The following is a 26,138-nucleotide window of genomic DNA, read 5'->3' as shown; positions in this document are numbered from 1 at the left end:
GTCACAGCATCAGCTCCGATCGGCGGCGCGGGTTGATCCGCTCCCGCCAGGCCCCGGACAGCCCGGCGATGGCGAGGGTGGGGACGATGATGAACAGGCCCGGGAACAGGGTCGGCCACCACTGTCCGGCGAGCAGCGAACCCCGCGCGCCCTGAATGAGGTTCCCGAGACTGGCCAGGTGCGTGGGCAGACCGAGCCCCAGGAACGACAGCGCCGACTCGTGCCACATGGCGTGCGGCACCATCAGTACGGCGGCCAGCGCGGCCTGCGGCAGCACGGCGGGCAGCAGATGCCGTACCGCGACCCGCAGGCGCGACGCACCGCCGGAGACGGCGGCGTCGATGTACGGGCGCGAACGCAGGGACAGGACCTCGGCGCGCACGATCCGGGCGGTGGACAGCCAGTGGGTGAGCGCGACCGAGACGATCACCGGCCAGACGCCCGGCCGGAACATCGCGACGATGAAGATGCCCAGCAGCAGATGGGGTACGGATGAGACCGTGTCGACCACCCGCATCAGCGCACGGTCGGCCCAGCCGCCCAGAGCCCCGGCCGTGGCCCCGACGGCCGTGCCGATGACGGTCGCGGTGAGCGCGGCGGCCACGCCGACCAGCAGGGAGACCCTGAGGCCGTAGACGCAGCGCAGCAGCAGGTCCCGGCCGACGTCGTCGGTGCCGAAGGGATGCGCCCAGGACGGCGGTTGCAGTTTGGCGGCCAGGTCGACGGCCTGCTGGTCGAGCTGCACCAGCGGCGGTACGAGCAGGACCGCGAGGACGGTCACGGCGATCAGCGCGGCCGAGATGCGTATGCGCAGGGTGCGGGTCGAGCGGCGCTCGGTGCCGGGGGAGCGCCAGGCGGGCCCGGACCGCACGTCGGTCTCAACTGACGTCACGGGAGTCACATTTCACTGAGCTTCACCCTCGGGTCGAACAGTCCGTAGAGGAGGTCGGCGAGCAGGTTGCCGACGAGGACGGCGGCGGCAGCCAGCGTCGTGAGGGCCGCGAGCAGGGGGAAGTCGACGGCGGTGGCCGCCTCGACGGTGGCCGCGGCGATACCCGGCCAGCTGAAGACGGTCTCCACGAGCAGGGCGCCCGTGATCAGTTCGGGGACACGGGAGCCGATCAGCGTGAGGACCGGCAGGAGACCGGAGCGCAGCGCGTGGCCGAGCAGGACGGTGCTCTCGCTCAGGCCCCTGGCCCTGGCGCCGCGTACGGGGTCCTCCGCGAGCGCGTCGCCGACTCCTTGCCGTACGTACAGGGCGAACCAGGGGAGTTGGGAGACGGCGAGCACCCCGGCGGGCAGGATCAGATGGCCGACCACCTGCCCCGCGGTGACCTGTTCGCTGGCGGTGTCCGTGAGGCCGCCGGCCGGGAGGACGTCCAGTTGGAGGGCGAACAGCCAGACCGCGAGCAGCGCGATCCAGAAGACCGGTGCCGCCTCCAGGGTGTAGGCGAGCGAGCTGACGGCCCGGTCCAGCATGGAGCCCGGACGTCGGGCGGCCAGCACACCGAGCAGCGTGCCGGTCAGGACGGCGGCGACGAACGCGACCGTGCACAACAACGTCGACCACACGAGGCGTTCACCGACCACCTGCGCCACGGGCTGCCGCAGCACGCTGGACTGGCCCAGGTCGCCGCCGAGGGCGGAGGTCAGCCAGTGCCACCAGCGGGCGGTGAAGGGCTGGTCCACGCCGAGGTTGTCCCGCAGCCGGTCCAGGGTCTCCTGGTCGGCACCGAGGGCGGCCGTGCCGGCGTACGCCTTGACGGGGTCGAAGGGGGATGCGGCGGCGATGGCGAACACGCCGAACGTGACGACCATCAGGACGGGGACGGCGAACAGGGTCCGCCGTCCCGCCAGGCGTGCCATCGCTCCCCAGGGCAGGGACCTGATACTCACTTCTTCGGCTGCCAGTCCTCGATGTTCCACCAGGGGCCGCTGGCGAAGCCGTGCTCGTGCGGTTCGAGCTGCGTGGTCAGCCCGTCCCAGCGGTCGGCGAGCACATAGAGGTGGTCGATGTGGGTGAGGAACGTGTAGCCGGGGTTCTTCACGAGCTCGCGCTGGACCGCCTCGTACGCGCCCTCGCGCTCGGCCGCGGCCTGGGTGCGGCGGCCGGTGTCGAGGGCCTCGTCCACGGCCGGACTGTCGTAGCGGGCCATGTTGTTGAAGCCGTCTCCGGCGAGGGAGGAGTGCAGCAGGGTGTACAGGCCGAAGTCGGGGTCGCCGGTGCTGCCGAAGCCGGCGAGAACGGCGTCCTTCCCCATCCGCGGTTCGATGACCTCCCAGGTGGCGCTCTCCACCGTCACCTCGATGCCGGCCTTCTTGGCGTCGGAGGCGTAGGCGAGGGCGTGGTCCTGGCGGACCTTGTCGCCGGACGGGTAGAGCAGCGTGAACGCGGCCTGCCGCGCGCCCTTGGCGCGGATGCCGCCCTTGCCGGCCTTCCAGCCCGCCGCGTCCAGAATCCGCTGGGCCTTGTCCAGGTCCTGCCCCCGCTCGATGCCCTTGGCGAACGCGGGGTCGTCGACGGGAAGCGGCCCGTACGCCGGTGTGCCCGCGCCGTCGAGGATCTTGTCGACCATGGCTTCGCGGTCCACGGCGGCATCCAGCGCCTGCCGGATCGCACGGTCGCCGGTGACCTTGCCGGCGGTCGGGAGGGTCACGGCGCGGAAGTCGTAGCTCCGCGCCTCGTACGACTGCGTGCCGTCGTCGTTCTTGAAGGTGGCGGCGAGGTTGGGCGGCAGGACCGCGCCGTCCAGGTCGCCGGAGCGCAGTCGGGTGGCGCGCACGTTGTCGTCCGCGATGACCGCCATGGTGAACGTCTTCACCTTCGGCGCGCCGCCCCAGTAGTCCGGATTGGCCTTGAAGGTGAGCTTCTCGCCCTTGCTCCAGGCGGACAGGACGTACGGGCCGGTACCGACGGGCTTGGTGTTGAAGGACCCGGTGTTGGGGTCCTGCCCACCCGCGACATGCTCGGGGACGATCGGCAGGACCGTGCGCCCGGCGAACGGCGCGTACGGGTACTTCAGCGTGAAGACGACCTTGTCCTCACCGCTCGCCCGCACGTCCTTGACGGCGTCCAGCTCGCTGCGGGCCGTGTTGTTGGTCTTCTCGTCCAGGATCGTCCGGTAGGTGAAGACCACGTCGTCGGCCGTCAGCGGCTCGCCGTCGCTGAACTCCACGCCGTCGCGCAGGGCGTACGTGTACGTGAGGCCGTCGGCGCCGATCTCGGGGAGCGCCTTCGCGAGGGCGGGTCTGAGCTTCAGGTCGGCATCGCGGGCGAGCAGACCGTCGAAGAGCTTCGTGTTGCCGTCCTTGCCGTAGCCGAGCAGCGGGCTGAGGGTGTCCGGCTCGGAGGCCACGCCGATCACGACGGAGTCGGCGGTCTTGCCGTCGCCGTCACCGCTGCCGGGTGCGGAGCAGGCGGCGACCCCGGCCAGCATTGCCGCCGCCGTCACGGCGGCACTTCGTACTCGACGGGTCGTCATGAGCGTCACACCCTTGCTGCTTGCGAAAAACCTGCATCCATCTCGTTATTGCGATGAGTATGCAATAAGAGTCGGGGTGCTGTGTACCAGGGGGCTGCGTGGGGGGTGCCCCTATCTGTTTCGTCAACCCTGGCGGGGTTGACTTGTAGGGGTTCGTGATGGTTTTCGGGAACGTTCCGCGAAGCGGGACGTTCCCGGTGAATCGGGTGCGGTGCGGGCAGCCTGGTGGCCGCCTGGCAGGGGTGGACGTGCCGGTGGCGGGGTGGAGCGGGCTGGAACAGGTAGGGGGTGGTGCGGGTGTCAGGCGGCGAGACCTAGGGTGCGGGGTTCGTAGAGGGTGCCGGTGCGGATCATCGCGTGGATGACGTTCACGCGTTGCCTGGCCAGTCGCAGGATCGCCTGTGTATGGGTCTTGTTGCGGGCGCGTTGGCGGTCGTAGTAGATCCGCGAGGACGGATCGGACTTGCAGCCGATCGCGGCGAACGCGGCCTGGAACAAGGCGCGTTTGAGGAGCCGGTTGCCGCGGTGGGGTGCGTGCTCGCCGCGGATGGAGGTGCCCGAGGACTTGGTGGCGGGGGCGAGTCCGGCGTAGGAGGCGAGGTGTCCGGCGGTGGGGAAGCCGGTGCCGTCACCGATCGCGACGATCACGGCAGCGGTGGTCCTGACGCCCATGCCGGGCAGCGACGTCAGGAGGTGGAAAAGAGGGAGGGCCTCCAGCAGGGCGGCGATCTCCCGCTCGGTGGCCTGCCGCCGGCTGTGGGCGGCGGCGAGCTGGGCGGCCAGGCCGGGCACGATCAGCGCGGACGTCTCGGTGCCCGGGACGATCAGGGTCTGCTCGGCCAGTGCCTCGAAGATCTCCTCGGTCAGGTGCTTGGCCTTGCGCGAGCCATGCGCGGTGAGTAGGGCCTGGCAGCGGGCCCGGCCCAGCTTCCTGATCTTCGCGGGGGAGCCGTGCCGGGTCAGGAGGGCCTGGACATATGGGTAGGCCAGGCGCTTGCCCAGGACGCGTTCCAGGGAGGGGTGGATCTGGGAGATCAGGCCGCGCAGCCGGTTGGTGGTGCGGTTGACCTCGCCGGCCAGGTCGTTGTCGTAGCCGGTGAGCATGGTCAGCGCGGCCAGCGTCTCGTCGTCGCGGTCGATCGCGCGCAGGGTGTGCGGCAGGGTGCGGGCGGTGTCGGCGATGACGAACGCGTCGCGGGCATCGGTCTTGGCCTCGCCGGGATACAGGTCGGCAGCCCGCCGCATCGAGAGTCCGGGCAGGTAGGCCACCCGGCAGCCCGCCGCGCGGGCCGCGGTGATCGGCAGGGCACCGATATTGGCGACCTGGTCGACCACGACCAGAACGGTGCCGAACTTCGCCACCAACTTGGTGAACAGCTCGATCAGCTTCGGCTCGGTATTCGGCAGCCGCTTGTCGTGGACGGTCTTGCCCTGCTCGGTCAGACCATGGGCGTGGTGGAACTCCTTGCCCAGGTCCAGACCGAGGAACAGACGTATATCGACGGTGTCGACCATGCTCACGTGCCCCCAGATCCTTCTACGCGTACTCGATGTGCAGTTCCTGGCCGTCCCTGCGGCACCACACGCCGGCAACCACGTTACGCAGACATGCCACCCGGCAAGCGGCCCGGCGTTGCACCGGACCCGGGCGGTCGTCAGGCCCCTCATCAGCGGTCAAGCGGTGCCCCGAAGCCCGGCGGCAACACCCCCCAGGTCATCACCTCGACAGGGGGCAAACAGCCATACCGGACCCGGGGGCCAGGCGCCCCGTTGCAGGGCCATGAGAAAGGTAACGGGGCAGACATGACGGAGGGCCCCCGCAAGCACGTGACGTGCGGGAGCCCTCGGGTTGGTCGGTGTCAGGGGGCGGCGGGTGCCGCGGGCAGCACGTGGTCGCCGACCTTGTCGGTGCTCAGGCACAGGGAGCACACGACGGCGTCATGGGTCCGGCAGGCCGCCACGTCGGGCCGCTCGAACTGCTGTCGGCACACATGGCACTCGTACGTCACGCCGCTGGGGTTGCCGTCCGCGTCCAGGATCGGTTCGGCGATGCCGTCGTCGGTACGGCGCAGGTAGTACTTGCCCTTGGTGGCCACGGCCATCAGCGGGGTGAGGGCGAAGGCGATGACGGCGGCGGCGACGGGGGAGTACGGCTGGAGGGTGTCGCCCAGCGCGTGGAAGTACATGGCGATGGAGAGCCCGGAGGCGGCGACGAAGGCGACGACGCCGACCGGATTGACGGCGTAGAGCATGCCTCGGCGGAACTCGGGGGCGTGCGGCGAGAGCTTCAGGAGGTACTTGTTGACGCCGATGTCGGTGGCGACGGTGACCACCCAGGCGATCGCGCAGTTCGAGTAGAAGCCCAGAATGCTGTTGAGGAAGCTGAACATGTCCGCCTCCATCAGCGCGAGCGCGAAGGCGAGGTTGACCAGGACGAAGACCATGCGGCCCGGGTAGCGCCCGGTGACGCGGGTGAAGGAGTTGGTCCAGGCGAGGGAGCCGGAGTAGGCGTTCGTCACGTTGATCTTGATCTGGCTGATCACTACGAGGACCACGGCCAGCGGGAGCACGAGCCAGGACGGCATCATCGCGTCGAAAGCGCCCTTGAACTGCTGGATCGGCTCGGGCGCGGCGGTGGGCCCTACCTCGGCGAGGATGTAGACGGCGAGGAAGACGCCGATGGCCTGCTTGAGCGCGCCCAGCACGACCCAGCCGGGGCCGGCCATCACCACGGCCGTCCACCAGGCACGCTTGTTCGCCTCGGTCTTGGGCGGCATGAAGCGCAGATAGTCGATCTGCTCGCCGATCTGCGCGATCAGCGACAGACACACGCCCGCGCCCAGCAGTACGGCGGCGGTGTTGACGCCGCCCTCGCCGTCGGTGCCGGCATAGGCGAGGAAACGGTCGACGGTCCCCGGGTCGGTGGCGACCAGGTAGACCAGCGGGGCGACCATCAGCAGCAGCCAGATCGGGGTGGTCCACACCTGGAGTTTGCTCAGCGCCGACATCCCGTAGATCACCAGCGGGATCACCATCAGCGTCGACACCAAGTAGCCCAGCCACAGCGGCAGTCCGAGCCCCAGCTTGAGACCCTGGGCCATGATCGAGCCTTCGAGGGCGAAGAAGATGAAGGTGAAGCTGGCGAAGATGACGCTGGTGAGGACCGAGCCGAAGTAGCCGAAGCCGGAACCCCGGGTGATGAGGTCCAGGTCGATGTTGTAGCGGGCGCCGTAGTAGGCAAGCGGGAAACCGGTCACGAAGATGACGACGGCCGCGACGAGGATCGCGAGCAGCGCGTTTCCGGTGCCGTGGGCCAGGCCGATGCCGGCGCCTATGGAGAAGTCGGCCATGTAGGCGATGCCGCCGAGGGCCGTGGTCGCCACGACCATCGGGGTCCAGCGGCGGTAACTGCGGGGTGCGAAGCGGAGGGTGTAGTCCTCAAGGGTCTCTTTGACGGCCTGGTCGGTGCCCGGCGAAGCCTGCTGCTCGGGTCCGGGCTCGGTGACGTCTGCCAGTCGTGGCTCCGTGCTCACGCCACGCCTCCTTGCTGCGGGTTGGGGACTGCCGTGGGGGGCGCCTCGGTTCGGGAGCGGTGCGAGGGGTGGAGTCCCGCGTGACGAACGTCGGCGAGGCAGGAACGTTAGGCAGGAGTCGTTTCCCCTGAGGACTCCTTGGATGAAGGGCATGTTTCCCGCATGGCCGGAGTGACGGCCAATGGCCTCAAGGGGCCTCAAGGAGCCTCAAGGGGCTCAAGGAGCGCAGGTTTCGTATCAACTCGCCTTGTGTACCGCGGCGTCCAGCAGAGGGCCGAGCTCCCGCGCCACGGTCGTCAGCGCCCGGACGTCCCGCTCCGCGCGCGCCATCAGGATCGCCCCCTCCAGCGCGCTGATCATGAGCGTCGCGAGCGAACCGGACCGCTCCCGCGGCACACCCATGTCCACCAGAGCCTCGGCGACCGGCCCCGTCCAGGTGCCGAACGCGGCGGCCACCGCCTCCCGCGTGGCCTCGCTGGACTCGGCGCGGTCCACCGTGGCGGCGGCGACGGGGCAGCCGCCCGCGAACCCGGCGGTTTCGTACTCGTCGGTCCACTGGCGGACCATCTCCGCGAACAGACCGCTCGGCGTCGGCTCGTCCAGCGCGGCAAGGAACCGGGCGACACGGTTGCCCGCGTACCGGCCCGCCCAGCCGACCGCCTCGTTGACGAGCTGCTCCTTGCCGCCGGGGAAGTAGTGCTGCAGCGAGCCGCGCGGCGCACCGGCATGCACGGCGACCTCACGCATCCCCGTGGCGGCGACCCCGTCGCGCCGGATGAGCTGGGCCGCGCTGAAGACCATCCGCTCGCGCGGCCCTCGTTCGGACACCGCCATCCCGACCTCCAGCGACCGTTCCCCAATGTTCCGGAGTCCAGTCTATGACCGTCGTCATAGTGGGGGGTTACTATGACGACGGTCATAGAGAATCGGCGGTGCATCGTGGACGTGGGATTCATCGGTCTCGGAGTCATGGGACAGCCCATGGCGCTCAACCTCGCTCGGGCGGGAACGCCTCTTGTCGTGTGGAACCGCAGCCGCGACCGCTGTGAACCCCTGCGCGCCGCCGGCGCCCACATCGCCAAGACCCCCGCCGAGGTCTTCGCAAAGGCTCGGACGGTGATCCTGATGCTCGCCGACGAGGCCGCCGTGGACACGGTCCTCGGGCGTGGCACCCCGGACTTCGCCGCACACGTCGCCGGACGTACCGTCGTCCACATGGGCACGACCGTACCGGAGTACTCGGCCGCCCTCCAGGACGCCGTCCGGGCCGTGGGCGGACGCTACGTCGAGGCGCCGGTCTCCGGCTCCCGCGTCCCCGCCGAACAGGGCGCCCTGGTGGCGATGCTGGCCGGCGACGACGCGGTGGCGGCCGTACGGCCCATCCTCGCGCCCATGTGCCGCGAGACGTTCGACTGCGGCGGCGTACCGGGCGCCCTGCTGATGAAGTTCTCGGTCAACCTGTTCCTGATCACCCTCGTCACCGGTCTGACCGAGGCGTTCCACTTCGCCGACCGGCACGGGCTCGACCAACGCCTGCTCCGGGACGTCCTGGACGCGGGACCGATGGCCAGCGCCGTCTCCCGGGTGAAGGGACCCAAGCTGCTGGCCCGGGACTTCGCGGTTCAGGCCGGGGCGGCAGACGTCCTCAAGAACAACCGGCTGATCGCCGAGGCCGCTCGCGAGGCCGGGGTGGCGTCGCCCCTCCTCGACGTCTGCCACGCCCTGTACGGCGAGACCGTCGCCCAGGGCCACGGCGGCGAGGACATGGTGGCCGTACTGCATGCACTGGAGGCCCGCACGGAGGGCTCCGCCGTCCCCGGCTCCCCGGACAGCAGCGCTGATCCCCGCCCCACCGTCGACAACACGGAGGTACGGCCATGAGCTGGACGATCGAGCGGCGGGGCCGGGTGGCCGTGGTGACGATGACGACCAATCCGGTGAATGCGCAGGGCCGTGCGTTCTTCGCCGATCTGCATGAGGCGTTCGACCGGCTGGAGCGCGATCATCCGGAGTGCCCCGTCGTATTGACGGGCACGGCCGGCCGGTTCTCCGCCGGCCTGGACCTGGGCGAGCACTTCCCGCTGTTCGCGGGGGATCGGGCAGCCGTGACGTCGTGGTTCGAGGACTACCGGGCGACGAACATGCGGCTGTTCACGTATCCGCGTCCGACAGTGGCGGCGGTGAACGGGCATGCGTTCGCCGGGGGCCTCATCACGGCCGCGGTGTGCGACTACCGGGTGTCGGTGGCCGAGGGAGCAGAATTCGGGCTGAACGAGGTGCCGATCGGAATCCCGATGCCCTCGGTGTACGTGCGGATGCTCGCGTACGCATGGGGTGAACCGGTGGCGTCCCGCGCCTGTCTGCTCGGCGAGATCTTCAGCCCGGCGCAGGCACATGCACTGGGGATGGTGCACGAACTGGCCGAGGCCGGTGAGGTGGTGGAGCGGGCGGTCGAGGTCGCCGGGATGACGCCGCAGGACTGCATCGAGCAGTACGCGTTCACCAAGCGGGCCTGCCAGGCCGCCGCGCTGCGGGACATCGCCGACCTGGCCGATCCGCTCGACAAGGAGTTGCCTGCCGGGATGACGAGCGACGGGGCGCGGCATGCGCACCGGCGGTACTGGCGGCACCTCAAGGGCGGCCCCGCTCCGTGGTGACAGGCCGCGGCGAGGACGCGACCGACCAGGGCACCGCGCATCTCCCGGCCTGGGTGACATGGCAGCGCAGGCCGTTCCCCGACGCCAACCTCCTCCTGCTGCACGGCCGTCAACCGGCGCTCGTCGACAGCGGATTCGTCGGCCACGCGCAGGAGACGTCCGCTTGGGTGCACGCCAGGGAGAACAGCCTCGCCATGGTCGTGAACACCCACTGGCACTCCGACCACGTCGGCGGAAACGCCCTGCTCCAGGCGAGCGGCGCGGCCGTCGCAGCCGGTGCCCCGGACGCCAGGGCCCTCGCCCGCCGCGACCCCGGGTGCTGTCTGGCGGAGTACCTCGACCAGCCGGTCGCCCCCTACACCGTCGACTTGCCGCTCCACGACGGGCAGGTCCTTCGCCTGGGCGATGCCGACTGGCAGGTCGTGTCCACCCCCGGGCACACGCCGGGCCACCTGGCACTGTGGCAGCCGGAGGAGCGGCTGCTGGCCGTCGGCGACGCGCTGTCCGCCCATGACGTCGGCTGGGTCAACCTCGCCCTCGACGGACCCGACGCCGCGACCCTCGCGCTCAACTCCCTACGCCGGCTGGCGGACCTCGACCCGAAGGTGCTGCTGCCCGCGCACGGACCGATCCCCACCGACCCCGGCGCCGCCTTCGCCACCGCGCTGCGCCGCGCACAGCGCCTCGTCGACGATCCGGCCGGAGCGGTCCGGTACGGCGCCCGGAGAATCTTCGCCTTCGCCCTGATGATCCGCGACGGAGTGCCCGCCGCCGAGGTCGAGTCCTACCTGCTCGCACGAGCCTGGCTGACCGACGCGGCACGACAACTGGACCGCGGGCCCGAGGACTTCGCCGCCGAACTGGTCGACTCGATGCTCCGGAGCGGCGCCATCGTCCTGCGCGCCGGGCGGCTCCACGCGGCGGCCGAGCACACCCCTGTCGCCGCTGCGTCCCTGCGGGCAGTACCGTTCCCGCGGGCATGGCCGACGCAGGGCACGGTCAACGACGGGTGACCGTTTAAGGTCATCCGATGACGAGTAGCAGCGTGTCGCGGGCCCAGGTCCTCGACGGCACCCCGCCGACGGCAACTCCCGACGACTGGCAGGCCCGTCTGCGCCGGTTCGGATACGTCGGACGCCCTCGGACCGACACCCGCGAACGTCTCGTTGCGCCCTTCCCCAAGCCCTCGACCCGCATCCCGACCGAATGGCTCGCATGGCTGGGGCCGGTACTCGTCGCCGCCCTGGCCGCGGCGGTCCGCCTCTGGAACCTCGGGCGTCCGCGGGACGTCGTCTTCGACGAGACCTACTACGCCAAGGACGCCTGGTCCCTGCTGCAGTTCGGCTACGAGGGCACCTGGCCGGACCGGAAGATCGCCGACCCGCAGATACTCGCGGACCCTCAGGTGATCCCGCTCTCCGACACCGGCGCCTTCGTCGCACACCCGCCGATGGGGAAGTGGGTGATAGCCGTCGGCGAGTGGATGTTCGGTCTGGACCCGTTCGGCTGGCGCTTCATGACGGCGATCCTGGGCGCGCTGTCCGTGCTGATGCTGTGTCGAACAGGTCGGCGCCTGTTCCGTTCGACGGCGCTGGGCTGCCTGGCCGGCGCGCTGCTGGCCGTGGACGGTCTGCACTACGTGATGAGCCGCACGGCACTGCTGGACCTGATCGTCATGTTCTTCGTACTGGCGGCCTTCGGAAGCCTGCTGATCGACCGCGACCACGCCCGGGCCCGACTCGCGGCCGCCCTGCCCGTCGGTGAGGACGGCCATGCCCGCCCGGACCGGCACACCGGCGACCACGCCGGGACGGGAGTACGTCCATGGCGGCTCGCGGCCGGCTTCTTCCTGGGGCTGGCGGCCGCGACCAAATGGAACGGCCTGTACTTCCTCGCGTTCTTCATGGTCCTGACCCTGCTGTGGGACGTCGGCTCCCGCCGCGTGGCAGGGGCTCGGCACCCGTACCGGTCGGTCCTGCGCAAGGACCTCGGATGGTCGGTGCTGTCCGTCGTCCCCGTCGCCGTGGTGACGTATGTGGCCACATGGACCGGCTGGTTCCGCTCCGACCACGGCTACGCGCGCCACTGGGCCGACGGCCGGGGCGGCACCTGGTCGTGGATCCCGGCTCCACTGCGCAGCCTGTGGCACTACGAGTACGGGGTGTACCAGTTCAACGTGGGGCTGCACAGCTTCCACAAGTACGAGTCCAGCCCCTGGAGTTGGCTGGTCCTCGGCCGCCCGGTGCTGTTCGACTACGAGTCGCCGAAACCCGGAACGGACGGCTGCCGCACGACGGTCGACTGCTCGCAGACGATCCTCGCCCTGGGTACGCCCCTGCTGTGGTGGACGGCGTGCTTCGCCCTTGCGTATCTGCTCTACCGGTGGGCTCTGCGCCGCGACTGGCGTGCCGGCGCGATCCTGTGCGCGGTGGGCGCCGGCTACCTGCCCTGGTTCCTGTACCAGGACCGCACGATCTTCTCCTTCTACGCGGTCGTCTTCGTGCCGTACCTGTGTCTGGCCGTGGCGTTGATGCTCGGCGCGCTGCTGGGTCCGCCGGGGGCGGGCGAGACGCGCCGTACGGGGGGTGCGGTCGCGGCGGGCGCGCTGGTCCTGCTCATCGCCTGGAACTTCATCTACTTCTTCCCGATCTACAGCGGGCAGACGATCCCGTACGCCGACTGGCACGCCAGAATGTGGCTCGACACCTGGATATGAGTCCAACGGGGGCTCGGCCGACGGGTATTCGAGGGGCGTCCCTCTCGTCACGCGCAGAGCGCCGTCTGTACGGCCGCCCTGATGTCGTCGCTCTGGGCGTCCGGACCAACCGGGCCGAGGTTCACCATGACCGTCGCCTGCCTGCCGTCGACCGTGGCACCGGCTGCCGTCTCGTATCCGGGGATGTCGCCGGTCGCACGGGTCCTCGTCATCTCCCGCAGCTGCGCCGGGCGCAGCAGCTTGCCGCGCAGGAGAGCGGCCAGGAATCGGTTGACGTCGCCGCCGCTGGAGATCAGCTCACCGGACGGGCCGGCGACGTGGGGTTGATCGCGGTGATGTCCCTGAGCGGCGCGTCCTCGCCAGGCCGCACATAACCGCGCGGATGCGGTCCGGGGATCTCCGAGGCGTCACCCGGTACGTACGTCTCGCGCAGACCGAGCGGCGTGATGACGCGCCGGCGGATCTCCTCGCCGTACGTGCGGCCGGTCACCCGCTCGATGATCATGCCGGTCCAGGAAGTCGGGGACGCCGCTGGTGTGCTGGAGCAGCTGACGGACGGTCATCTTCCGTCCGTCGTTGCCGTGTCCGCGGACCACGCCGGGCAGGTAGCGCTCCACCGGCGCGTCGAGGACGACGCGATGCACTCCCACCACCTGGAGCATGACCGTCGCCAGGAACATCTTGGTCATGCTGCCGATCCGGAACCTGCTGTCACGGTGTACCGACGCGTGCGTCCTCACGTCTGCGACACCGCTGGTCAGCACCGTACGGCCGGTGCGGTTGCGCACCTCGACGAGCGCTCCGGGACCGCCGTCGACCGTGGTGAGGCGGTGAAGGATCGCCCGCAGCCGGGCGTGGTCGGTTGTGTTGGCGGACTTGGCGGCGGCGACCGGGGCGCTCGCGCTGAGAGCCGTCGTGTCAGGGAGCGCCGTGTGCCCCGCCTCCCTGTCCCTGTTTCGTGTCCCACGATGGCCGCGGAGGGCTGGGAGGCGCGATGGGGGGATCAACCGGATCGGTGGTGGGTTGACCCCCTGCTGCCCCGCCCTCACGGTGCCTAAGTCATCGCAGATGGATGGAGGTCGGAGTGAAGGGGAGTGAGGTCCGCCGTCCGGAGCTCGTCCCGGGTTCGTGAACGCTGGATCTTGCCACTGGTGGTCCGGGGGACGCTCATCGGTCCGACGATGACGACCTGGACGGCCAGCCGCAGTTCGCGGGCCAGACGTTCTCTGATGAGCCCGGCGAGAACCGCGGGACTGCGGCCGTTGAGGTGCAGGGGGCGGATCTCCTGGACCAGGACGATGCGTTCGTGACCCGAGTCGTCGGTCAGGGCGAAGGCGGCGCACGGGCCGGTGGCGGGGTCGGCCGCCTCGCTGACGCTTTCGATGTCCTGGGGGTGGATGTTGCGGCCGTTGGTGATGATCAGGTCCTTGGCGCGACCGGTGACGTACAGCTCGCCGTCCTGGAAGAAGCCGAGGTCTCCGGTCCGCAGGTACGGTCCGTCGCCGTCGGCGGTGACGGCGGCGAAGTGCTCTACGGTGGCGTCCGGGTCGTTGAGGTAGCCCTCGGCGACGCTCTCACCACGTACCCACACCTCGCCCACCTGCCCGTCCTTGACCGGTCCCGAGGTGGCAGGGTCGACGATGCGGACGTCGGCGCCCGCGGGAGGTCCGCAGCTGACGAGAGCGAGGCCGTCCGGGTCGGGCACGGCGTGGCCCGCCTCCAGCGCGTCCCGGTCGAAGCGCCCCACGGTCGGCCCGCTGCCGCAGGGGGTGCCGGTGACCATGAGGGTGGCCTCGGCCAGGCCGTAGCTGGGCGCCCAGATGCGCGGGCCGAAGCCGATGGGGGCGAGCCGGCGGGCGAACGCGTTCAGGACGTCGGCGCGGACGGGCTCGGCGCCGTTCAGCGCGAACCGCAGACAGTCGAGGTCCAGGTCATCGTCCAGGTCGGCGAGTTGGCTGTCCTTGATGCTTCGCAGCAGCCAGTCGTAGCCGAAATTCGGGGCGAAGGTGAAGTAGGCCCGGTACCGGCTGATCATCTGGAGCCAGAGCAGAGGGTGGGCGATGAAGGAGACCGGGGAGGAGAAGACGAGGTTGCCGTAGCTCACGAGCGGACTGAGCAGCATGCCGACGAGGCCCATGTCGTGGTAGTGCGGCAGCCAACCGGCGCCGGTGGGCGACGGGTCGTGACGCAGTTCGTCCAGGACTTCGGCGGGGATGAGCTTCTCCCTGATCGACAACAGGTTGTGCAGCAGGTTCCGGTGGCTGATGACGACGCCGCGCGGCTCGCTCGTCGATCCGGAGGTGTACTGGATGTAGGCGGTCGCGGTGAGTTCCAGAGCGGCGGGGGACCACGGCCCCGGGTCCGGCAGCGCGGGGCCGTCGGTCGCGACGCACTCGGCGTGCGCGACCAGATCCATGCCGGCGAGCCAGTAGCCGAGCCGGGGCTGGTGTGCGGCGTCGCTGAGGACCAGGCCGACATCCGCGTCACGGATGATGCCCTCGGCCCGTTCCAGAGCGCGCCGGTCGGTGTCCGGCAGCGGGGCGGGGATGGCGACCCGACCCGAGTACAGGCAACCGAGGAAGACCGCGAAGAACTCCAGACCCGCCGGGTACATCAGCAGGACGCGCGCACCGGGCGGCGTACGGTCGGCCAGCCATGCCCCCACGGCACGTGCCCGCGCGTCGAGTTGGGCGTATCCGAGGCGTTCCACCTCGACGAGTTCACCGCGGACGCTGTCCACGCGCGCGTACCAGCGGGTGTCGCCGAGGATCCACATCTTCTCGCGCAGGAACCGGACGAGTTCACTCACCGCCGGCCCCGATCCGCCACACCCGGCTGCTCCGCAAGGGCCTCCTCGACATGGCCGACCACGGCGCCGACCGTATGCAGTTCCCAGGCGACCTCGTCGGGGATGCGTACCCCGAACCGCTCCTCGGCGACGACGGTCATCCGCACCAGAACGAGCGAATCGAGGCCGAGGTCGGCGATGAACGCGGTCTGTTCGTCGACCTCTTCGGGGTCGACGCCGCCGAACTCGGCGAGCATTGCCTTGACCTCGGCGAGGATCTCGGAGCGTTTCACCGGGCAGCTCCCTGCTGCACCTTTTGCGGTACGTCCCAGGCGACGGGCAGGACGCTGAGGCCGCGCTCGAACATGCTGGGCCGCCACCGCGGCATGCCGTCCGGCCGCAGGCCCGGCAGCCGGCGCAGGACGGTGGTGACGGCGGCCTCGGCAGTCATCCGGCCGATGTGGGCGCCCAGGCAGTAGTGGGCGCCGTGGCCGAAGGCGAGATGGCCCGGCGTGGGGCGGTTCAGGTCGAGGCGGTCGGGGTCGGGGAAGCGTGCGGGGTCCCGGTTGGCCGCGCCGACGCACAAGAACAGTGACTCGTCGGCCGGGACGGTCACGTCGCCGAACTCGACGGGCTCGAGGGTGCCCCGCCAGCTGGTGAAGGGCAACGGGCTCTCGTAGCGCAGCAGTTCGCCCATGCCGGTCGCGAGGAGGGCGGGATCGCCGCGGAGCGCGGCGAGTTGGCCGGGGTGGGCGAGCAGGGCGTGCAGGCTGTTGCCGACGCTGTTGATGCTGGGGTCCTGGCCGGCGACGAGCATCATCATCACCAGGCCGTGCAGTTCGTCCTCGCTGATCAGACCGTCCTGGTCACGGGCCCGGACCAGCAGCGAGATCAGGTCGTCGCCCAGGGAGCGGCGCTTCTCGGCGACGGCCCCGCGGACGAACGCGTCGACCTCGTGGGCGAGCGCCTCGACGTAGGGGACGTCGTTGTTCCACTCGGCGGTACGCCAGATCATCGCCCGCAGGTGGTTCATGCGGGGCGGGGTGGCGCCGAGGACGGAGAACAGCACGTTGCCGCCGAGCGGATAGGCCACCGCTGCCATGAGGTCGCCGTGGCCCCGCTCCACGATCCGGTCGATCCGGGCGTCCACGAGGCGCTGCACCCGCGAGCGCCACTGCTCCTGCCGGGCGGGCGTGAAGAACGGCCGCATGATCGCCCGCAGTTCGGCGTGACGCGGGTCGTCGCTGTCCAGCAGATGCACGAACAGCCGCTCCCGCAGTTCGGACGGCCAGTGCCGCAGCCACATCAGGCCGGCGGGGATCCGCTTGCTGTCGCAGGTCACGCGCGGGTCGGTGTGAGCGGTACGGACGTCGTCGTAGCGGGTCAGCAGCCAGCCGGGTCCGTCCGGGCTGAGGACCCGGCTCACCGGCCGGTGCTCGCGCAGCCAGTGCAGTGTGGGGTACGGGTCGTGGTGGAACGCCTCGGTGAACGGGGCCGGCAGACCGCCGGGAAGCTCCTCGGGCGGCCAGCCGGGCGGGTACGCGCGGGCCGCCTCGACCCTGGGCCTCGGCTGCGCCGGGACGTACGGAGCGGCAGGCTGCGAGGGCGGTGCGGACTGCGCCACGGACACGCCCTGGAGGCGGCTGGTGCGCAGCATCGGGTAGTTGAGCTCGGCGAACCTGTCGCCGCTCAGCCCCGGTCCGCCGTGGTTGGACAGGAACGGAACCCCCGCGAGGTGCGAGTCGTTCACCCTCAACTGGCCGCACGAGCGGACGTCCCGCACGAACCTGTCGATGACCTCCGGGCTCTGTGCCCACAGGGAGTTGCGCAACCCGTAGGCGCCGTCGGTGACGAACGACACCATCTGGGCGAGGAGTTCGTCGTCGCCGGCAGGGCGGGGCACGGCCAGGGTCAGCAGCGGGAAGAAGGTCTCGTGCCGCACCGAGCGCAGCTCCCGCGCACGGGCGAGCCCGTCGACGCGGATGAGCGCCGGCTCGGCGAAGACCGCGACGTCACTCTCGCGGCCCTGGACGTCCAGGTGGCGGCCGCCGGTCAGCACGCGGGCGCCCGTCCGCCGTGCGTCGGCGAGGGTGGCGTCGTATCCGGCGGTGTTGGGCGTGGCGGCCAGCAGGACCTCGGGGTCGTCGGGGAAGCCGGGCCGCAGCGCCCGGACCCGGTCCGTCAGCCGGTCGGTGAGCTCGTCGGCGATCTCCGGGTGGACGAGCGCGATATTGGGCGCGCAGCAGATCTGGCCGCTGCCGTGGTAGGACTCCAGCAGCGCCTCAACGGCCCGGTCGAGAGGCGCGTCCCGCCACACCACGACCATGTCGTTGCCGCCGAGTTCCAGGATCGGCTTCTTGCCCGCGGCGAGGCACGCCTTCTCCAGCTGCTCACCGCGGATCGAGTCGCCGAAGTACAGCACATCGTCCACCAGAGGGCTGGCCAGCCAGGCATCCAGTGCCCGGGCCGGATCGGTGCACAGCGCCGACAGGACGCCGGGCGGGGCGCCGGCCTCGGCGAGCGAGGGCGCGGCGACGCGTTCCAGCAGATACATGGCGGCGATCGGCGCGTGCCGGGACAGCCGCACCATCAGCGCGTTCCCGGCCAGTACGGACTGGAAGGCCGCGCCGACACCGAGCGCCGGCGTGTTCTGTGGAGGCTGTACGCATACGACGCCGTCCGGCACCCGGCGCAGCGAGACCGTCCGTCCGTCGGTGGTGTGCCGCGTCTCCAGCTGCCCCAGACACCAGGCGGTGGTCTCGGTGCCGAAGAAGGTGACGAGGTTGGCGACCTCCATCCGGGCCAACCGGACCGGGTGCCCCTCCTCGACGAGGAGGTCGGTCAGCGGGTCCGTGTGTTCACGCAGTCTGGTGCTGAACGCCTCGGCGAGAGCGGCGCGTTGGGCTCGCGTGCTGCCGCCCCATTCGTCGGCCGCCTGCCGGGCGGTGCGCAGGGCGACCTCCACGAGGTCGGGGCCGGCGACCGCGCAGCGCCCCAGGATCGTCTCCGGATGGGCGTCGGGGCCCATGCGGCCGGAGTTGAGCGCGTTGCGGTAGCAGGTGGCGCCGATGGGATCGTCGATCAGTGCGCTCGCGCGGATCGAGTAGACCCACTCGGTCGTGTCGGGGGCGCCGGTCGGGCCGGGGACGGCGGCGCCGCCGATGAGGGGACCGAAGCTGGGGAAGCCTCCGCTGCGGTCCGCCGCCGGAGTACCGGGTTCCTGGCAGGTCACCATGTCGGGCCTTTCTTTCAGCCGTTGGCGGAGTCGGTGGTGCGCACGCCGAGACGCAGCAGCACATGGCGGGCCAGGTCGGTGAGAGTGACGCCGCCCTGGAGGAGTTCCATGGGCGGGATCTCGACGTCGAGGCGCTGCCGCAGCGTGGTCAGCAGTTCGGCGGCCATCAGCGAGTCGACGCCGTAGTCCTGGAGTGGCAGTGCGGGGTCGAGACGTGCGGTGTCCGTCTGCAGGATGCGGGCCAGCACCTCGGCGAGGGCACGGTTGACGGTCTCCAACGCCTCGTCCGCGGTGACGTCGGCCAGAGCGGCCAGGAGGTCCTGGCGGCTGTTGCCGCCGAGTTCGCCGTCGGCGGGCCGCAACGCGGAGAAACGCGGCGTGGCCAGGGCGGGCAACCAGCTGCGCACCCGGGTCCAGTCGTACCGGCCGATCCCCGTGACGGCAGTGCCGGACGCCGCCACGCTCCCCAGGGCGGCCAGCGCCTCGTGCGGGCCGAGCGGTTCGGCGCCGAGCGCCTCCATTGCCGGTGCCAGACCCTCGCGGGCCACGTGTCCGACGTCCCCGAGTGCGCCCCAGCCGACGGCCAGAGCCGGTCCGGTACGGCCCCGTCGCCGGGCCAGTGCTTCGGTGAACAGGTTCCCGCCGGCATAGGCGGCCTGGTGGATGTTGCCGATGGCGGCGGCGAAGGAGGAGTAGAGCCAGAACAGGGCCAGGTCGTGGTCCACCGTCAGGGCGTCGAGGACCGCCGCTCCGGCCATCTTGGGGGCCAGGACCGCACGGATCCGCTCGTCGGACAGTTCCGTGAGGGGGCCGTCGGAGAGGGTCATCGCCGCATGCACCACGCCCGCCAGCCGGTGCCCGGTGGCGTCGAGTGCGCCGATCACCCGAGCCATGGCGGCCGCGTCCGAGACGTCGGCGGCGTACGGCGTCGCGGTCACGCCCCGCGCCGCCAGGTCGGACAGAACGGCCGCGGCCTCGGGGCCGTCGGCGCCGCGACGGGAGACCAGCGCCAGGTGCCGGGCGCCGCGATCGGCGAGCCAGCGGGCGGTGGCGGCGCCGAAGCCGCTCAGCCCGCCGGTGATCAAGTAGCAGGAGTCGGGATCGAGCCGGGGCGGCCCGGGCCGGGTACGGACGGGAACCGGCCCGTCCTGCGGATCGAGGCTGACGACGACCTTTCCGATGTGCCGCGAATGCTGAAGCAGCGCGAACGCCTCGCCGACCCTCGCGGCCGGGTACACCGTGTGCGGGAGTGGCCGGTAGCGGCCGTCCGCCACCCGCTCGGCGACCTCGGCCAGCAGTCGCCGACCGGTATGGAGTCCGGCCGGGTCCGACAGCAGGGCGGTCACGTCGACACCGAAGAACGCGATGTTGCGGCTGAAGGGCCGCATCAGAAGCGGCTTGTTGGCGTAGATGTCGCGCTTGCCGAGCTCGACGAACCGACCGCCGGGCCGCAGCGTCTCCAGGCCCCGGTCGATGGCCTGCCCGGCCAGCGAGTTGACCACCACGTCCACCCCGCGCCCACCGGTGATCCGCAGCGCCTGACCGGCGAATTCGAGGCTGCGGGAGTCCAGTACGTGCTCGACGCCGAGCGCCCGCAGCAGGTCGCGCTTGACCGGGCTGCCCGCGGTGGCGATCACCTGGGCGCCCACGAGACGGGCGTACTGGAGCGCGGCCAGCCCCACCCCGCCCGCGGCCCCGTGCACCAGCACGGTCTCCCCGCCCGCCAGTCGCGCCAGATCGTGCAGCGCATAGTGGACGGTGAGGAAGGCCACCGGCAGGGTCGCGGCCGCCGCGAAACCGAGACCGTCCGGAATCCTCACCACGGCCGACGCGGGAGCCACGGTGTGCGAGGCCAGACAGGCCGGGACGGCAGCGCACACCCGGTCCCCGACCGTCAGCCCGTCCACGCCTGCGCCCACGGCCGTGACGATCCCGGCGCACTCGAAGCCGGGCCGGTCCCCGCCGATCCCCACCTCGCCCGCCTCCGGGGGCAACAGACCGGTCGCCAGCATGATGTCGCGGTAGTTGAGCGCCGCGGCCCGCACGGCGAGCGTCACCTCGCCGGCCCCTGGCGTGAGGGACCGGGACCGCGTCCAGACCGGCTCGTACGACAGACCGGGCGCGCCGATCTCCAGGGCGAAGGGTTCGTCGCCGCCGGGCTCGGAGTGTTCACCGGAAGGCAGTTCGCGTTCCCGGGGTACGAAACGACCGCCCGAGGTCAGCACGATCTCGTCCTCACGTGCGGCCGGGCCCTGGTCGTCACCGGCCGGCGCGAGGGGTGCCAGCAGTTCGCTAACCAGCCGCTGTGCGTCTGCGGCCGGGTCGCCGAGGCGCTCCAGCGACAGCCGGGTCACTCGCAGGTCGGAGTGTTCGTTGGCCAGGGTCCGGGCCATGCCCCAGACGGCGGCGTCCTGTGGCTGGGCGGCCCGTTCGGGTGCCGGCAGTGCGCCGCTGGGCCGGGTCACCAGCCAAAGGGCCGGTCGCGCACCGTCCGGGAGAGACAGGCAGGCCGAGGCCAGGTCGCGCAGCATGCCGGCGCGGCGCACGGCCTGGTCGAGCATCGCCTGCGGGTCGGCGGGCGCCTCGCCCAGCACGAGCACCACGGCCGGATGGCCGGCACCGGCGAGCGACGCCGACCACGCCTCCGGGTCCGAGGGAGCGGGCGTCACCGGGACGGACCGCGTCGCACCGTCGGACAGGAGCCCGGCGACGTGCTCCGCCAACGGCGCTTCCGCCTCGCTCTCCGTGGCCACGATCCACCGGGTATCGACGTCCGGCCGCGGCAGCGCGGGCTGTGCGATCCCGTACGCGGGTGCCGAGGCGAGCAGCACCGAAGCCATGTCCTCGGCGCCCTCGAAGGTGTCACCGAGACAGACGATGTCGGTGAGGCCGCAGGCGCGCAGTACATCGCGCCACTGGTTCCGGCCGAGCAGGGGCGAACCGGGCCGGAGCTCGTCGTCGTGCGCCCAGAAACTGGTCAGCGTGCCGGAGAACGGCAGCAGGTAGTCCGTGTCGTGCGCCTCGAAGGCCAACAGGCGTCCGCCGGGGGCCAGCAGTGCGCGCACCCGGCTCAGGGCTGTGCGCAGGTCCGTCGCGGTGTGCAGGGCGTTGGCCGCGACGACGAGGTCGTATCCGCCGTCGGTGAAGCCCTGCTCGGCGGGGTCGGCGTTCAGGTCGAACGTGCGGTAGTCGACGAAGGAGTGGTCGCCGAAACGGTGCCGGGCGCGGGCGAAGAAGGCCGCGGACACGTCGGTGAAGTGATAGACGGCTCGCTCCGGCGGCAGCAGCGGCAGCACCGCGGCGGTGGTGCCGCCCGTGCCCGCGCCGATCTCCAGGATCCGCAGGGGCCGGTCCTGGGGCCAGGCCCGCACGATCTCCGCCACCAGCGCGGCGACCAGCCGGTTGTGGAGCCGGCAGGACGGCGCCACGTCGTAGAACTGCTCCAGGGCTTCCTGGCAGCCCTGGCCGGTCAGCAGATGCAGTGCGTCCCGTTCGCCGCGCAGCACCTGCGGCAGGTGCGACAACTGACGGACCGCCAGCTGCACTTCGGCACTCCAGGCCGGGAAGTTCAGCGGGAGCCGGGCAGCGAGAGGTTCCGGGTCCGCGGTGCCGGTCAGCCGCCATCGCTCGCCGTCACCGACCGCGGCCAGGCAGTGCCGGGACATCAGGCCGAGCAGGGCCCGCGCCAGCCGGTCGTGTCCCGGGAGCATCCCGTGCCGGACCAGGTCGGAGAGCGTGAACTCGGCCGTGTCGGCGGGCAGCAGGTCCGTGAACGCGGCGGCCGCCATGTGCGCGGTGAGCTGCTTGAACCGGGTCACGGAGTCCGCGAAGCGCACCGAGAGTGCGTCGGCCTGCGCCGCCTCGACGCTCGGTGTGACGGCTCCGGCGAGATCGTGGTTGCCGGGCAGCGGCGAGGCCGCGGCCGGCAGACGGAGGTGGGGCGCGGCGCGCAGCGCGGTCTCGTACCGCATGGGCGCGCGGTCGGCACGGCCCGGCACGCGCCGCATGCGTACGCCGTCGAGTTCGACGGTGACGCTGCCGTCGGGGTCGGTGACGGTGATGTCGAAGCACAGCTCGGTGGCGCCGCGCGTGCGGTCGCGGACGTGCAGCATCCCTGCCGGGGACGGGCTCCGCCAGACGCGTACGGCCCCGATCGCGGCGGGAAGCCAGCACTGCCCGGCTCCCGCCCGAGCGGCCACGACCGGCACGCACGCCTGGAGCGCGCCGTCCAGCAGCGCCGGATGCACCACGTACTGCGCGGTGTCGGTCGTGTCAGTGGTGTGCCGGTAGGCCGCCAGGGCTTCCCCGTCCCCGATGTGCAGCCGCACGAGCTGCCGGAACGCGGGCCCGTAGTCCAGGCCGGCCGCGGCCAGTTCGGGGTACAGCGCGTCGGCGTCGCCCCGGCGGGTGCAGCGGGCGCGGGCGGCGGCGAGGTCGATCCTGGCGGGCGGGCGGCCGATCAGCTCGCGGACCCGGCATCGGGCGTGCGGACGGGGCGGCGCGCCCTCGGCCTCGCCACCGTCGGCGGCCTCGGTGCTGGTGACGGTCACCATGCCGTCGTCGGGCGAGAAGGCGAGTTGCAGACGGACGTCCCCGGCCCGGCCCCACGGCACGACCAGCGGGCGGCTCACCTCCAACCAGGCCAGTTCCACCGGGCCGTCCAGCACCCGGCGGCCGGCGGCCAGGGCCATCTCGACGTAACCGGTCGCGGGCAGCAGCACCGATCCGGCCACCTTGTGATCGGCCAGCCAGGGCACCAGGGCCGGTTCGACGGGTCCCTCCCAGGCGGGCTCCGCCGTCGGCAGCCGCTCGCCCAGCAGCGGATGGTCCAACGGTCGCGATCCGCCCCTGACGGTCCACTGGTGCGGGGTGCCGCTCCAGTGCCGCTCTCGCTGCCAGGGATACGCGGGGAGCTCCGCGACCCGGGCGGGGCGAGGGAACCACCGCGTCCAGTCCAGCTCCGCCCCGGCGGCGATCAGCGCCTCGACCGAACCGCGCAGCGCGCCCGGCCCCGCGGCGTCGCGGCGCAGCGTCGCGAGCACGGCCACCCGGTCGCGTCCGGTGGCGATTCGGCGCAGATACGAAGTCAGCACCGGATGCGGGCCGACCTCCAGCAGCACGTCGACGCCCGCGTCCAGGGCGTGTTCGACGGCAGCTGCGAACCTGACCGGCTCGCGGACGTTGCGCCACCAGTGGTCGGCGTTCAGTCCGCCCGCGGGCACCGGGCCGCCCGTGACGGAGGAGATCAGCGCATCGGTGCTCCCACCCGGGGCAAGCCCGGCCAGTGCGGCGGCCAGCGGGCTCCGGATGCGCTCCATGGCCGGGCTGTGGAAGGCGTAGTCGAGGTCCATGAGCCGGAAGAACAGGTCCCGGGCCGCCAACTCCTCGCCCAGTGCCTTGAGTTGGTTCACCGGCCCGGCGATCGCCACGTCCCTCGGACTGTTCACGGCGGCCACGACCAGGCCCGGGTACCCCGTCAGGACCCGCTCCGCCTCGGCCGGCGGCAACCCGGCCGAGGCCATGCGGCCCTGGCCCGCCGTGGCGGCCTGGGCGCGGCTTCGCTCGGCGATCACCCACGAGGCCTCCGTCGGAGTCAGCGCACCGACGGCGTACGCGGCGGCCACCTCTCCGACGCTGTGCCCGAGCGCGACCGTCCACTTCACGCCCCGCTCGCGCAGGACCGCGACGATCCCGGCCTGCACCGCGAACAGCAGCGGCTGGGCCACCTCCGTGGCCTCCAGCCCCCACTCGTCCGCCGGGCGGCGCAGCTGAGCGACGACCGACCAGCCCAGCCGGGGCGCCAGCGCGGCATCGACTGCCTCCACCTCGGCCCGGAACACCGGGTCGGCGTCCAGCAGGTCCGCGGCCATCCCCGCCCACTGCGAACCGTTGCCCACGAAGACCAGCCCGACCCGGCCATGCTCGACGGCCTCACCCGTCACGCCCTCGCCGGACAGGATCCGCGCGGCCTCGTGCGGGGACGAGGCCAGCGCCACCCGGCGGTAGCGGTGCCTGGCCCGGCGGACGCCGGCGGTCGCGGCGATGTCGTAGAACGCATCCGCGCCCCCTGACTCGGCCGCTCCCGCGGACTCCACCGTTTCGACCGGGGCCGCCAGTTCGCCCGGCGCGCTGCGCGCCAGCCGCGCGGCCAGCCGCCGCGCCGCCTCCCCGGCCGCTTGCGGACTGCGCCCCGAAGCGATCACCGGCAGCTCGCCCGCGGTCTCGGCCCGGGGCCGTGGCGGCATGGCCGGTGGCGGGCCGACGACCACATGGGCGTTGGCCCCGCCGAACCCGAAGGAGTTGACGCCCACGAAGCGCCGCCCCTTCCCCGGCCGCAGCGGACGCGCCCGGTCGACCGGCTCCAGCCCCAGCCCGCCGAAGTCGATGGCGGGGTTGAGCGGTTCCAGGTGCAGCGAGGCGGGGATCGTGCCGTGGCGCAGCACCGCGAGGGCCTTGAGCAGCCCCGCCATGCCGGACGCGGGTTCCAGATGCCCCAGGTTGGACTTCACCGACCCGATGGGCAGCGGGCCGACAGTGCGTGCGGCCCCCAACGCCCGGCCGAGCGCCGCGCATTCGGCCCGGTCTCCCGCTTGCGTACCCGTGCCGTGCGCCTCCACGTACGCCACCTCGTCGGGCGTGATCCCCGCCCGCTCGTACACCCGTCGCAGCAGTTCCTCCTGTGCCCGCGCACTGGGCAGAGCCAGTCCGGTGGTGCGTCCGTCGCAGTTGCTGCCGTACCCGGCGATGACCCCGTGGATCCGGGTCCCTTCCGATAGCGCGTCGGCCAGCGGCTTCAGGACCAGCACGCCCGCGCCCTCGGCCCTGACGAACCCGTCGGCGTCCGCCGAGAACACCGCGCAACGGCCCCGTTTCGACAGCATCGAAGCCTGACTGAACCCGACGAATGCACTCGGGTTCAGCAGCACGTTGACCCCGCCCGCCAGCGCCACACGGCTGCCGCCCGACGCGAGTTCCCGGCAGGCACGTTCCACGGCCACCAGCGACGACGAGCAGGCGGTGTCGATCGCCATGCTCGGTCCGCGCAGGTCGAAGAAGTGCGACAGCCTGTTCGCCGCGATCGAATGGGCATAGCCCGCCATGGAATAGGCGTTCATCTGACGGGACTTGAGCATCTGCAGCCCGCCGTAGGAGAAGTCCGAGATGCCGACGAACACGCAGGTGTCGGAGCCTGCCAATGTCCCGGGGTCGATGCCCGCGTCGTCCAGCGCCTCGACGGCCGTCTCCAGCAGCAGCCGGTGCTGCGGGTCCATGTGGGCTGCCTCCCGCGGCGAGATGCCGAAGTAGTCCGCGTCGAACCCCGCGATGTCCGCCAGGAACGCGCCTCGCGCGGTGTACGACTTCCCGCGCCGTGCCATCGCCGTGTCGACGAACCGCGCGGCCTCGAAGCGGTCCTCCGGAACCGCCCCGACCAGGTCACGCCCGGCCTCCAGCGCCTCCCACAGCCCGGCCAGATCCACGATCCCGCCGGGCAGCCGGCACCCCAGGCCCACGATCGCGAACGCCATCCCCACACCCCATCCCTGAACCCCGCGCAGTCGGACGGCAGGTCAAAGGGGGGCGCCGCCAGCGGCTCCGTCCTCGCGATCAGCCCCGAGTCACCGTCACCACCAGTAAAGTTGATGTCACATTGAGTAGTCATCACTCACACGGCTGAAAAAGGATCATGCGCATCGACCGGCGCCCCAACGCGTCACCACGGTGATGAC

At 71.6% G+C, this 26,138-nt stretch carries 15 protein-coding genes and 1 pseudogene; 4 read left to right on the top strand and 12 right to left on the bottom strand.

From position 1 onward, the window contains the following. Position 1: 1 nt before the first annotated feature. The 6 genes from OG331_RS07455 to OG331_RS07430 all read right to left on the bottom strand — a co-directional run bounded on the left by OG331_RS07455 (position 2) and on the right by OG331_RS07430 (position 7,849). Positions 2–892: an ABC transporter permease gene (locus OG331_RS07455; RefSeq protein ID WP_406193083.1), complete on the bottom strand. Its 891-nt coding sequence runs from the start codon at positions 890–892 to the stop codon at positions 2–4. 5 nt (positions 893–897) lie between these two features. Continuing rightward, the gene (locus tag OG331_RS07450; protein ID WP_406193080.1) at positions 898–1,866 is read right to left on the bottom strand and encodes an ABC transporter permease; all 969 of its coding nucleotides are present in this window, start codon (positions 1,864–1,866) and stop codon (positions 898–900) included. Between the two features lie 26 nt (positions 1,867–1,892). Next, positions 1,893–3,482, bottom strand: coding sequence for an ABC transporter substrate-binding protein (locus tag OG331_RS07445; RefSeq protein ID WP_406193076.1), 1,590 nt, complete (start codon positions 3,480–3,482; stop codon positions 1,893–1,895). A gap of 300 nt (positions 3,483–3,782) precedes the next feature. Beyond that, positions 3,783–4,997, bottom strand: a complete 1,215-nt coding sequence (locus OG331_RS07440) for an IS110 family transposase (protein ID WP_406209625.1) — start codon at positions 4,995–4,997, stop codon at positions 3,783–3,785. 344 nt (positions 4,998–5,341) lie between these two features. Next, positions 5,342–7,015 carry a purine-cytosine permease family protein gene (locus tag OG331_RS07435; RefSeq protein ID WP_406193073.1) on the bottom strand — a complete coding sequence of 558 codons (1,674 nt, stop codon included), beginning with the start codon at positions 7,013–7,015 and terminating at the stop codon, positions 5,342–5,344. 237 nt (positions 7,016–7,252) lie between these two features. Then, on the bottom strand, positions 7,253–7,849 hold the full coding sequence (locus OG331_RS07430; RefSeq protein ID WP_406193070.1) for a TetR/AcrR family transcriptional regulator: 597 nt from the start codon (positions 7,847–7,849) through the stop codon (positions 7,253–7,255). A gap of 105 nt (positions 7,850–7,954) precedes the next feature. On the opposite strand from OG331_RS07430, the gene OG331_RS07425 reads away from it, so the two are divergent. Genes OG331_RS07425 through OG331_RS07410 form a run of 4 tightly spaced genes read left to right on the top strand, consistent with a single transcriptional unit; the run spans position 7,955 to position 12,388 of the window. Further along, positions 7,955–8,896, top strand: a complete 942-nt coding sequence (locus OG331_RS07425; protein ID WP_406209809.1) for an NAD(P)-dependent oxidoreductase — start codon at positions 7,955–7,957, stop codon at positions 8,894–8,896. Further along, positions 8,893–9,672: an enoyl-CoA hydratase/isomerase family protein gene (locus OG331_RS07420; protein ID WP_406193067.1), complete on the top strand. Its 780-nt coding sequence runs from the start codon at positions 8,893–8,895 to the stop codon at positions 9,670–9,672. Before OG331_RS07425 ends, OG331_RS07420 begins: the two co-directional genes overlap by 4 nt. Then, entirely contained in the window at positions 9,666–10,685 is a 1,020-nt protein-coding gene (locus OG331_RS07415; RefSeq protein ID WP_406193064.1) for an MBL fold metallo-hydrolase, read from the top strand. The genes OG331_RS07420 and OG331_RS07415 overlap by 7 nt, the downstream gene beginning before the upstream one ends. A 17-nt stretch (positions 10,686–10,702) precedes the next feature. Further along, a complete protein-coding gene (locus OG331_RS07410; RefSeq protein WP_406193061.1) occupies positions 10,703–12,388 on the top strand; it encodes a dolichyl-phosphate-mannose--protein mannosyltransferase in 1,686 nt (561 codons plus the stop codon). A 47-nt stretch (positions 12,389–12,435) separates the two neighbouring features. On the opposite strand, the gene OG331_RS07405 is transcribed toward OG331_RS07410, so the two are convergent. The 6 genes and pseudogenes from OG331_RS07405 to OG331_RS07380 form a co-directional block, all read right to left on the bottom strand. Continuing rightward, positions 12,436–12,600, bottom strand: a complete 165-nt coding sequence (locus tag OG331_RS07405; RefSeq protein ID WP_406193058.1) for a hypothetical protein — start codon at positions 12,598–12,600, stop codon at positions 12,436–12,438. An 80-nt stretch (positions 12,601–12,680) separates the two neighbouring features. Next, positions 12,681–13,152, bottom strand: a pseudogene (locus OG331_RS07400) (serine hydrolase domain-containing protein). Positions 13,153–13,442: 290 nt separating this feature from the next. Further along, the gene (locus tag OG331_RS07395; protein ID WP_406193055.1) at positions 13,443–15,197 is read right to left on the bottom strand and encodes a fatty acyl-AMP ligase; all 1,755 of its coding nucleotides are present in this window, start codon (positions 15,195–15,197) and stop codon (positions 13,443–13,445) included. Continuing rightward, entirely contained in the window at positions 15,194–15,469 is a 276-nt protein-coding gene (locus OG331_RS07390) for an acyl carrier protein (protein WP_406193052.1), read from the bottom strand. The genes OG331_RS07395 and OG331_RS07390 overlap by 4 nt, the downstream gene beginning before the upstream one ends. Further along, positions 15,466–18,411, bottom strand: coding sequence for an aldehyde dehydrogenase family protein (locus OG331_RS07385; RefSeq protein WP_406193049.1), 2,946 nt, complete (start codon positions 18,409–18,411; stop codon positions 15,466–15,468). The genes OG331_RS07390 and OG331_RS07385 overlap by 4 nt, the downstream gene beginning before the upstream one ends. Before the next feature lie 14 nt (positions 18,412–18,425). Further along, a complete protein-coding gene (locus OG331_RS07380; protein ID WP_406193046.1) occupies positions 18,426–25,937 on the bottom strand; it encodes an SDR family NAD(P)-dependent oxidoreductase in 7,512 nt (2,503 codons plus the stop codon). Between the last annotated feature and the right edge of the window lie 201 nt (positions 25,938–26,138).

It is taken from the genome of Streptomyces sp. NBC_01017 (genome assembly GCF_045162795.1).
GTDB lineage: Bacteria > Actinomycetota > Actinomycetes > Streptomycetales > Streptomycetaceae > Streptomyces > Streptomyces machairae.
Note: the sequence above shows the minus strand (reverse complement) of the source record. Positions and strands in the feature narration are given on the sequence as shown.

Excerpts from the sequence above, each read along its gene's own strand:
- OG331_RS07450 (WP_406193080.1), bottom strand. The coding sequence starts at position 1,866 with ATGGCACGCCTGGCGGGACGGCGGACCCTGTTCGCCGTCCCCGTCCTG.
- OG331_RS07445 (WP_406193076.1), bottom strand. The coding sequence starts at position 3,482 with ATGACGACCCGTCGAGTACGAAGTGCCGCCGTGACGGCGGCGGCAATG.
- OG331_RS07440 (WP_406209625.1), bottom strand. The coding sequence starts at position 4,997 with ATGGTCGACACCGTCGATATACGTCTGTTCCTCGGTCTGGACCTGGGC.
- OG331_RS07430 (WP_406193070.1), bottom strand. The coding sequence starts at position 7,849 with ATGGCGGTGTCCGAACGAGGGCCGCGCGAGCGGATGGTCTTCAGCGCG.
- OG331_RS07420 (WP_406193067.1), top strand. The coding sequence starts at position 8,893 with ATGAGCTGGACGATCGAGCGGCGGGGCCGGGTGGCCGTGGTGACGATG.
- OG331_RS07410 (WP_406193061.1), top strand. The coding sequence starts at position 10,703 with ATGACGAGTAGCAGCGTGTCGCGGGCCCAGGTCCTCGACGGCACCCCG.
- OG331_RS07405 (WP_406193058.1), bottom strand. The coding sequence starts at position 12,600 with ATGACGAGGACCCGTGCGACCGGCGACATCCCCGGATACGAGACGGCA.
- OG331_RS07385 (WP_406193049.1), bottom strand. The coding sequence starts at position 18,411 with ATGGTGACCTGCCAGGAACCCGGTACTCCGGCGGCGGACCGCAGCGGA.
- OG331_RS07380 (WP_406193046.1), bottom strand. The coding sequence starts at position 25,937 with ATGGCGTTCGCGATCGTGGGCCTGGGGTGCCGGCTGCCCGGCGGGATC.